1 pseudogene is annotated in these 2,230 nt (G+C 77.6%); it reads left to right on the forward strand.

Annotation, left to right across the window (positions count from 1 at the left end):
- A pseudogene (locus ABDV69_RS21160) lies at positions 1-2,230 on the forward strand (PE family protein); the annotation flags it as partial.

The raw sequence follows: 2,230 nt of genomic DNA on the forward strand, positions 1-2,230 counted from the left end.
GCGGCGGCGACGGCGGCACCGGCTTCGACGGCGGCGCCGGCGGTGCCGGCGGCAACGGCGGGATCGGGGCCCGGCTGCTCGCGGGTATCAGCGGCACCGGCGGCAACGGCGGCAACGGCGGCGACGCGGCCGGCACCGACAGTGTGGGTGGTGCCGGCGGTGCCGGCGGACACGGCGGCGCCGGTGCTCTTCTTCTCGGCGCCACCGGCGGTGCTGGTGGTCTCGGTGGTGCCGGCGGAACCGCCAGCGGCACCGACAGCGTCGGCGGCGCCGGCGGCGCCGGCGGTGTTGGCGGTATCGGCAGCGGTCTCGTAGCAGGCTCCGGCGGCGACGGCGGGCTGGGTGGTGCCGGCGGCGCCGCCAGCGGCATCGGCAGCACCGGCGGTGCCGGGGGCGCCGGCGGCGTCGGTGGCATCGGCAGCGCATTGATCAGCAATGCCGGCGGCGCAGGCGGGCACGGCGGTGCCGGCGGCGCCGCCTTCGGTGACAGCAGCATCGGCGGCCAAGGCGGCGACGGCGGGGTCGGTGGCATCGGCAGCGCATTGATCGGCAATGCCGGCGGCGCAGGCGGTCACGGCGGTGCCGGCGGCGCCGCCTTCGGTGACAGCAGCATCGGCGGCCAGGGCGGCGCCGGCGGCGCCGGCGGCATCAGCGGTGAGTTCGGTGGGCTCAGCGCTGGCGCCGGCGGCGACGGCGGCGCCGGCGGAGCGGCCTCCGGCATCGACAGCACCGGCGGCGCAGGCGGCGCCGGCGGCGACGGCGGCAACATCACAGCCGCGATGGAGGCACTCAAAGCCACCGGTTATGCCTCCTCCAGTACCACCCCTTCGGGGGAACTTGGCCTCGCCAGCAGCTTATTCGGCTCCAACGGCGGCAGCGGCGGCGACGGTGGGGCCGGCGGCGCCGCCATCGGCGACAGCAGCACCAGCGGCGACGGTGGGGCCGGCGGTGCCGGCAGCGACGGCGGCGTCCTCGGCGGCGGCCCCGGCGGTAACGGCGGCGACGGCGGCAACGGCGGCACCGCCGCCAGCGCCGACAGCACCGCCGGCAACGGCGGTAACGGCGGCGACGGCGGCCTCTTCGGCGGGGACGGTGGCGACGGCGGTAATGGCGGCATCGCCGCCGGCGCCGACAGCACCGCCGGCAACGGCGGCAACGGCGGCACTGGAGGCGAGAGCGGCGGCCACAGTCCAATCAGCGGTTCCGGCGGCCGGGGCGGTGATGGCGGCACCGCCGCCGGCGATGGCAGCACCGCCGGCAACGGCGGCAACGGCGGCAACGGCGGCGAGAGCGGACTCTTCGGTAACATCGGCGGTTCCGGCGGCAACGGCGGTAACGGCGGCGACGGCATCGACGGAGCCGGTGCCGGCCACGGCGGCGACGGCGGCACCGGCGAGACCAGCGGCTTGACGCTTCTCTACGGCCGCGGCGGCAACGGCGGTAACGGCGGCGACGGCGGCATCAGCGGCAGCGGAGTCGCCGGCCACGGCGGTGCCGGCGGCGCCGGTACCGCCAGCGGGTTGAGCACATTTAACTTCAAGACATTCACCGCCAACGCGATTGGCGGCGGTGGCGGCGCCGGAGGCGGCGGCGGCGCCGGCGACAGCGGCGTCGGCGGCGACGGTGGAAACGGCGGTGTCGTTAGCGCAGCTCCCTTTGACAGCGGCGGCACCGGCGGGGTCGGTGGCACCGGCATTGACGGCGGTGTCGGCGGCAACGGCGGCGACGGCGGCGCGGACAGCGGTCTTGGTGGCGGGACCGGCGGCGACGGCGGCACCGGCAGCGACGGCGGGGTCGGCGGCAACGGCGGCGACGGCGGCACCGGCGATATCGGTAACGCGGGCGCCATCAGCATCAGCGGCAACGGCGGAACCGGCAACGGCGGCGACGGCGGGGACGGCATCGGCACCGGCAGCACCGGCGGCAACGGCGGGGCCGGCGGTAGTACCGGCATCGGCAGCGATGGCGGCAATGGCGGCAACGGGGGCGCCGGCATGGACGGCGGCCATGGCGGCGCGGGCGGCACCGGCGGCACCGGCGCGACCAGCGGCATCGGCGGCGACGGCGGCAACGGTGGCGCCGGCGGCGCCGGCACCGACGGCGGCACCGGCGGCACCGGGGGCAACGGCGGCGCCGGCGGTTCCTACAACTTCGGCGAGCTTCCCAGCAGCAGCTCGGGCTCGAGCACCGGTGCTGACAGTTCAGCCGGCACGTCCAGCAGCCCCGGTGA

This window comes from Mycobacterium sp. (assembly GCF_039583785.1).
Lineage (GTDB): Bacteria > Actinomycetota > Actinomycetes > Mycobacteriales > Mycobacteriaceae > Mycobacterium.